Consider the following 7,183-nt stretch of genomic DNA (forward strand, 5'->3'; position numbering starts at 1 on the left):
TCAAGCTCCGAAATATAATTGTTATTCATAAGTCTCTCTACCCGAAAAAGTTCTGAATACCTCCAATCAGTATTTTTTTACAGATATAAAAAAATACAAAAAAGACTGCCATTTGGGGGGGTTAGCTACCGATCTGGGGAGAAAGACCAAAAAAGGGGACCTATAATGCAACATTATGTTTGGGAAAATAACTTCCCTACTTTTCCATAGCGATAATCACTAAGTTTATGAACAATAATAAGATCAATAGCTGGTATATGCTTTGGCGCTTAACTCACGGGCATAGAGCGCAACTCACCTTCTCTTTACTTTTTACAGGGGCCGCTGTTATCTGCGAAATACTCCCCTATTGGTTTATTTTTCAGGCGATAGAACTACTGTTGTTACCTGAAGTAAATATGGCTGATAAGTTTTATGAATTGGCACTCTTATTGGCAGGAGCTCTGGTACTTAAAACGCTGTTTTACCTTATTGCATACGCATTGAGTCATAAAACGGCCTATGCCATTTTACAGGAAACCCGAAAAACATTGGTTAACCACCTAGCTTGGGCCCCTGTCAGCTGGTTACACAGACAGCGTTCAGGCCAATTAAAACAGTCAGTACTACAAGATGTAGAGAAGCTGGAAAATGTAATTGCGCATCATACGGTTGAAGTGGCGGCCGCTATATTCAGCCCATTGGTTGTTAGTGGCTATCTATTGTGGATTGACTGGCGCTTGGCACTGGCGGCGATTTTTACCGCCCCTTTGGCAGTTTTGGCCTCCAGTCTATTTATGCGTAACTCTGAACAACTATTTGATCAATACACTCAGGCTTCTGCAGCACTCGACAGCGCGACCGTTGAGTATTTGCGTAATATGCCGGTAATGAAAGTGTTCCGTCAGGACACAAAAAACTTTCGCACCATGCGCAAGCGACTCGAAGAATATTATAACTTAGTTGCTGATTTAACCCAAAAAACTGTCCCTGGATGGACTCTCTTTAGCTGCTTACTGGCTGCAAATATATTTCTTATTTTACCCTTAGGAGCTTGGCTTTATGCCAATTCGGCCATTGAGCTACCCGCAGTGTTGATGGCTGTTATTCTTGGGGCTGGAATGTTAAAACCCTTATTAAAAATAAGCCATTTCCTTATGGAGGTGAATGATGTATTAGCAGGATTGCGTAATTTACAGCCTATTCTAGACTTTTCACCTCAGCCTACTTTAGCAGATATTAAAATAGGCTCAGCTGTTCAAGTCTGTTTTAAAGATCTTAATTTTTCTTACTCCAAAGACTCTCAATGCAATCTGAGCAATATTAATTTAAACTTTAAACCTGGTAGTTTCACCTTATTACTCGGGCCATCGGGGGCTGGAAAATCAACCTTAGTCCAATTGTTAGGCGGTCTGCTCGAGCCCTCCTGTGGCGCTATTTATTTGAATCATGCAACGCTTAATATGCTGGATCAAAAACAACGATCACAATTAATTGCAATCGCTACTCAAGAGGCTTTTCTCTTTCAAGGAAGCATCCGTGAAAATATGATGCTGGCCCGCCCACAAGCTTCTGAACAAGAGCTTCGCTTAGCTTTACAAGTGGCCCAAGCTCAGGAGCTGATCGATTCCTTACCACAAGGAGATGAAACTCAGCTCTCAGAGCATGGCTTGAATCTTTCTGGAGGAGAAAAACAGCGTATAGCCATTGCCAGAGCTTTGCTGGCAAATACCCCGGTATTAATTTTAGATGAAGCAACAGCCGCAATGGATAATCTGACCCAACAAGCCTTTTATCGTGACCTTAAAACACATTACCCTGACAAAACTATCTTAATGATCACGCACCGTAGCTTTGAATTGCAAGGCTCGGATCAGATAGTGATCTTAGAGCAGGGAAAGATACAAGCACAAGGAACACATCAACAAATTATACAACACAATCTCTTTTACCAACGGTTCTGGCAGCGCCAGCTTGAGAGCGACGCTTGGTCTATTACAGCAGCTAATGGAGAGGGGAATAATGACAAAAGGGGCCATAATAAGATGAAGGAAAAGGAGACTGTTGATGTCTGATACTACATACCAGCCAGATAAAATACTACGCTGCATTAGCAGAGTCATTGCGCAAAGCGGTTGCTCTGCACGACAGTTTTATTGGGGGCTCTCCTTTAGGGTACTTGAACGTGGTTTTGAGATCATTCCATTTATGCTGTGTTTTTTCTGGCTACTTGCCGTTCATTCACCTGAGCCAGATCAAACATTACAACTATTTAAGAATAGCTCCGCATTAATAGTGATGCTCCTACTTACTTTTATTGGACAACTGATTTTTGCCTATTTGGGGCAATATCTAAGCTACCTTGGTAGCTATCGTATTATGGCAGGATATAGAGAGCGACTCATTGATCATATACGTCACCTGCCTCTAGGTTTTGTATATCAATACCGAACGGGTTACTTAGCAGACATTTTAACCGATGATATAAAAAAAATTGAATCTATTTTCACCCATGTCGTAGCCAATCTATTTTCCGTTGTTGCTTTACCATTATTAACGCTAATCGCTTTGCTCTGCGTTGACTGGCGCTTAACACTGGCCTTAGTCGCCGGTTTTATTCCAGGGCTGTGGGTTTTGATTGTTACAAAAAATTTACTGGCTAAGGCAGGCGCTCGCCAGCGCGAAAATTTCAGAGATACAGCTGGCATGATAGTCGAATTTGTTGAAGGCATTAAAACCTTACGTCTTTTTAATAGGGCCGATGTTTGGTTGCAGAAACTAAATAAACGTTTTGAAAAATTGAGCCAACTAAGCTTGGGAATTGAACTCTGGGGAGCGGGCCCCGTAGTGGCTTATCGATTCATTCTGGAGCTAGGGTTGGTCTTTCTTTTACTTGCTTGTGCTCATTCATTCGACAGGAATGTGCCAATGTTTCAAGCAATTTTATTTCTTTTGTTGGCGCATAAACTCTTAAGCCCTTTATTGGAAATTGCAGAATGCCTGACAATGTTACGCTTGGCGGCTCAAAGCGAAGCCAAAGTGCATAGCCTATTATCAAGCGAATTATTAGCAGAACCAGAATGTGCGATCACCCCAACAAGCTATGACATTTTTTTTAACAATGTGAGTTTTGCTTATCAGGAAGAAACCAAAACCGTATTGGAGCAGATCTCTTTTAGCGCGCCACAAAATACTATCACCGCGATTGTTGGACCATCGGGCTCTGGCAAAAGTACTCTTATGAATCTCTTGGTTCGCTTTTATGATCCACAAAAGGGCAGTATCTCCATTGGAGGTCACGATTTAAAAGCCATTGGCAGTGAGCAACTCTATCAGCAGATAAGTATGGTTTTTCAACAAGTACAACTTTTTGATGACAGCGTCATGGAAAACCTTCGAACGGGTAAGACTGATGCCAGTGATAAAGAGATTATTGCAGCTTGCAAAGCAGCCAATTGCCATGACTTTATTAAGGCATTACCAGAAGGTTATCACACTCACATTGGAGAATCGGGGGCAAAGCTTTCGGGGGGGGAGCGTCAGCGACTTTCCATTGCTCGCGCTCTGTTAAAGGATGCGCCTATTTTATTATTAGATGAAGCCACGGCTTCAGTTGATTCAGACTCGCAATTTGAGATCCAAAAAGCACTAAGCCAATTAGCAAAAGGGCGCACTGTCGTCATGATTGCTCACCGCCTAAACACAATAAAACATGCCGACCATATTTTAGTCTTAGAAAAAGGCAAACTTGTAGAGCAAGGTAAGCATCAGGAGTTGATAGCTAAACAAGGCCTCTATCATCAATTGTGGCAAGCTCAGGGACACAAAAGCTAGTTAAACTGGGTGTCGGTCACAAGCCAGCCCGCCATGATTTGATAATGCACACGCAACCTTAAACCTTGGCGAATACAAACGGATAAATTATCGGTCACCTCAAATAACAGAGTGTCATGAGTAAACTCCAGTAATTTGGCACATTCAAAATCGAAGTAGCGTCCAACACTAGGATAGAGAGCTTTGAACAAGCTCTCTTTTGCTGAAAATATTAATGTTAAAGCAACGTCTCTATGTCGTAGCAACTGATGAAATATAGGTATTTCATCAGTTCGCAACACCTGTGCCTCAATTCCGTTTGCATTCTCAGGGGACAGTATTTGCTCTATATCAACACCAATACCTTTATGCTTTTGGCTGAGTACTACGATTGCAATATTATTGGTATGTGAAATACTTCCTACCGTTCCTGCAGGCCAGATAGGAGAGCGATGCTTACCAGTTGCAACACCTGTAGAACAATAACCCATTTGAGCCAGGCATTCTTGAGCGCAATATCGCCCGGCCAAATATTCAGCCTGACGCTTAACAACAGCATTATGAAGTTGCAGAGGTTTAACTATTTTCAAACTTTCCCATAGATCTTGCTGAAAGTCCTCCACAAAGTAATTACATGCAAATGATATTTCCCCTGAAGATATACTCAAATTTAAAGGTTTTCCCAAAAAATTACAATGCATGGTTTACTCTATTTATTGTCTTCTGTTGTGCTTTTAGAAAGATTCATGCTTAAAAAATATACTCTTAATGTATATTTTTTTAAAAGTAATATTAGGAGGTAAAATAGTATTTGCTATTTTTAGCTCATACATAAACTTTCTTAGGCCGTGTTGATCTTTGCTGTATAAAATTCACTCAACAATACAACGGTAACCACATTATTATAAATGCCTATGATACCATCATAGGCATTATTTCTAGCTAACTTATCAAGTCTAGTTGATATGGAAAGAAAATATTTTATACGTCCAAATGCATTTTCTACTAAATGACGATACTTAACCTGAATTCGGGATAAGAATTAAAATAAATTGAACTAAATGCCTGTTCCACGATCTGATCTTTTACTAGAAAAATCAGATGAAAAAAGGAACAAACATGGATAATTTAATTGAACTATTTTGTGATGTCGATGATTTTTGTAACCTATTTATTCCCGAATGGGAAGCGCGATTAATAAATAATGGTGAGATTAAAAGGCGAAGAGTTAAGCGAATGGCACTGTCAACTTATCTACTCGGATCGATTAAAGCCGATAAAATCTGCCTTAATCTAAATTTTGAATACAACTAAACTGTGCCCATTCAGAGAAAGAGCGATATCGAAATGCCCGATAGTGTTTTGCTTGCATTAAATGACGCTCAAAACGAAACAGATTATTTACCACTCCATGGTAACTTAAAAACCGTTGGGCTTGCCCCTGTGATTTAAACTTACACATCTGCCTTTCTTGTTGCATATAAACGCCTTATTTTTTTAGCTACTTCCTTTGTTTTTTTAAGTGAAGTAGCAAGTAACCAAGGTTCACTTTCTCGTGAGGCACAGCTACGAGATAGCTTGCTCATACGCGCTTTTTCTCCTGTCGAAATGTTATCTTTTCGTCTCTTTGGTTTACGTTTAACCACTATTAATCTGGACTCAAACAACTTTTTTCTTACTTGCTGGTAAATACCCAAATCTTTTGATTTTCGAGTGGCTTTTTCATAAAGTTTTTTTATGGAAAACCAAACATCATCAGCCTTTCGCTTACAATATGTCGAATTTCTTACTCTGCCAATGTAGTCCCATCCTAATGATTCTATTAATTGAAACCAAGGAGTACGAAACCCAGCATCAGTAATAACAATTGGCTTGCACGTAGTTGGTAACATTGCTTTTAGTTTCTCCATAAAATCCTGATGTGTGGCTGGTTTTTCTTTTTTGGATAATGGGTGAACCTCTTCAAATAAAGTTAAAGATCGACCTTGTGTTGCTAGTGACGCTCTGAGTAAAAAATGTTGTTTTCTTTCATCTAAATCTGACCAATCAACTAAAATAATAGGCACGCTGCCCGGTGAAATTAGTAAGCAACTTATATGCTGATAAATGTCATCTATTTCCGCACGAATATGCGTATTACTACAAAGTCTATCAACTCGTTTTATACGAGTGTTTTTCCTTAGCATCATTGTCAATATTACGCCCTAGGCCTGTTACTGATAATGAGCCTCTATTCATTGCGCTTTCAACTCCGTTACAAAACCCACAAGAAAGTATACCGACGCAAATTGATGTTCGTTATCATGCAGAGCAGAAGTTTTCTCTTGCCGGTGTACAGTTAAAGTTTTCTTCAACTCGAAATAAAGACGGTCGTTTTAATATTAATCAAGATGACGATATACAAAGCTGGATCATTAAAACACCTTCTACGATACATCCACACCTGCCAAGCAATGAATATTCAATGATGCGATTAGCGGAATCCGTTGCCATTGAAATACCTGAAATTAAGTTAGTTCCTTTATCACAGCTTAATAACCTCCCTAACATACAGCTACCTAATGAAGAATTAGCTTTTGCACGCTCTCTTAATGGACGAGTCCACACTGAAGATTTTGCTCAAATTTTTCAATACTACCCTGTCGATAAATATCAGCGTGCAAACTATGAAGAGATTGGTGCAGTATTGAGGCGCTTTAGTGGTGATTCTTTGGCTGATATTCAACAGTTTGCAAGGCGTTTATTAGTAAACATTCTTCTCGGTAATGGAGATGCTCATTTAAAAAATTGGAGTGTTATTTATCAAGATAAACAAACACCACGGCTTTCACCTGCTTACGATATTGTTTTTACTCCTCCCTATATTCAAGGTGAAGACAAACTTGCATTGAATATGGCAAAAACAAAAGATTGGTATCGAATCAGTTTAAATACCTTTGAAATTTGGGCTACACGCACCGAAACTCCGTGGCCAGCCGTTAAGGTATATTTACTCGATGTCATTACCCAAGCCAGAAAACAATGGCCTAGAAAATTAACTGAGCTACCGATGAATGAAAAACAAAAAGACCAATTAAGAGGTCATTGGTAAGCGTCAGGGCAACCACACCTTCATCTAATTTCTGATCTCAGTTATGTTATTTTCAAGTCAAATAAAAGGAAATAACAATGAAAATAACGCGCAACGAAACACAATGGCAGACCCTAGTAAAAAATCAACAAACCAGTGGGTTAACTATTTCAGATTACTGTCAACAACATCACTTATCAACGTCTAGCTTCTACACTTTCAAGAAAAAACTAGGCCTAACATCCAACAGCTTTGTTCGCGCTAAAGTGATACAACAAATTGAATTTATGGAAGAACAACCATCAATCACACTCTCTGTTG

6 protein-coding genes and 3 pseudogenes are annotated in these 7,183 nt (G+C 39.5%); 5 read left to right on the forward strand and 4 right to left on the reverse strand.

From position 1 onward, the window contains the following. Window positions 1-227 precede the first annotated feature (227 nt). Both G322_RS20140 and G322_RS0106880 read left to right on the forward strand, forming a co-directional pair. Window positions 228-2,054 (forward strand): ABC transporter ATP-binding protein, encoded by a 1,827-nt coding sequence (locus tag G322_RS20140; protein ID WP_084683701.1) that lies wholly within the window; start codon window positions 228-230, stop codon window positions 2,052-2,054. Beyond that, a complete protein-coding gene (locus tag G322_RS0106880; RefSeq protein WP_022941071.1) occupies window positions 2,047-3,813 on the forward strand; it encodes an ABC transporter ATP-binding protein in 1,767 nt (588 codons plus the stop codon). Before G322_RS20140 ends, G322_RS0106880 begins: the two co-directional genes overlap by 8 nt. Here the strand turns inward: G322_RS0106880 and G322_RS20145 are convergent. Both G322_RS20145 and G322_RS23280 read right to left on the reverse strand, forming a co-directional pair. After that, window positions 3,810-4,493: a 4'-phosphopantetheinyl transferase family protein gene (locus G322_RS20145; protein WP_022941072.1), complete on the reverse strand. Its 684-nt coding sequence runs from the start codon at window positions 4,491-4,493 to the stop codon at window positions 3,810-3,812. The genes G322_RS0106880 and G322_RS20145 overlap by 4 nt on opposite strands. Window positions 4,494-4,668: 175 nt before the next feature. Then, window positions 4,669-4,813 (reverse strand): annotated as a pseudogene (locus tag G322_RS23280) (IS5/IS1182 family transposase); the annotation flags it as partial. 110 nt (window positions 4,814-4,923) lie between these two features. Here G322_RS23280 and G322_RS23855 point away from each other — a divergent pair. Then, window positions 4,924-5,040 (forward strand): annotated as a pseudogene (locus G322_RS23855) (IS982 family transposase); the annotation flags it as partial. 40 nt (window positions 5,041-5,080) lie between these two features. Here the strand turns inward: G322_RS23855 and G322_RS24775 are convergent. Continuing rightward, window positions 5,081-5,269, reverse strand: a pseudogene (locus G322_RS24775) (IS6 family transposase); the annotation flags it as partial. Next, window positions 5,247-5,981, reverse strand: a complete 735-nt coding sequence (locus tag G322_RS21690; protein ID WP_051143742.1) for an IS4 family transposase — start codon at window positions 5,979-5,981, stop codon at window positions 5,247-5,249. The pseudogene G322_RS24775 and the gene G322_RS21690, both read right to left, overlap by 23 nt. Here G322_RS21690 and G322_RS20155 point away from each other — a divergent pair. Further along, window positions 5,981-6,883: a type II toxin-antitoxin system HipA family toxin gene (locus G322_RS20155; RefSeq protein ID WP_022941075.1), complete on the forward strand. Its 903-nt coding sequence runs from the start codon at window positions 5,981-5,983 to the stop codon at window positions 6,881-6,883. The two genes, G322_RS21690 and G322_RS20155, sit on opposite strands and share 1 nt — an antisense overlap. A 77-nt stretch (window positions 6,884-6,960) precedes the next feature. Beyond that, window positions 6,961-7,183 (forward strand): IS66 family insertion sequence element accessory protein TnpA (tnpA, locus tag G322_RS0106910; protein ID WP_022941076.1); only part of this gene is annotated, 223 nt, incomplete at its 3' end.

Origin of the sequence: Psychromonas hadalis ATCC BAA-638, from assembly GCF_000420245.1 — a bacterium.
Classification (GTDB): domain Bacteria; phylum Pseudomonadota; class Gammaproteobacteria; order Enterobacterales; family Psychromonadaceae; genus Psychromonas; species Psychromonas hadalis.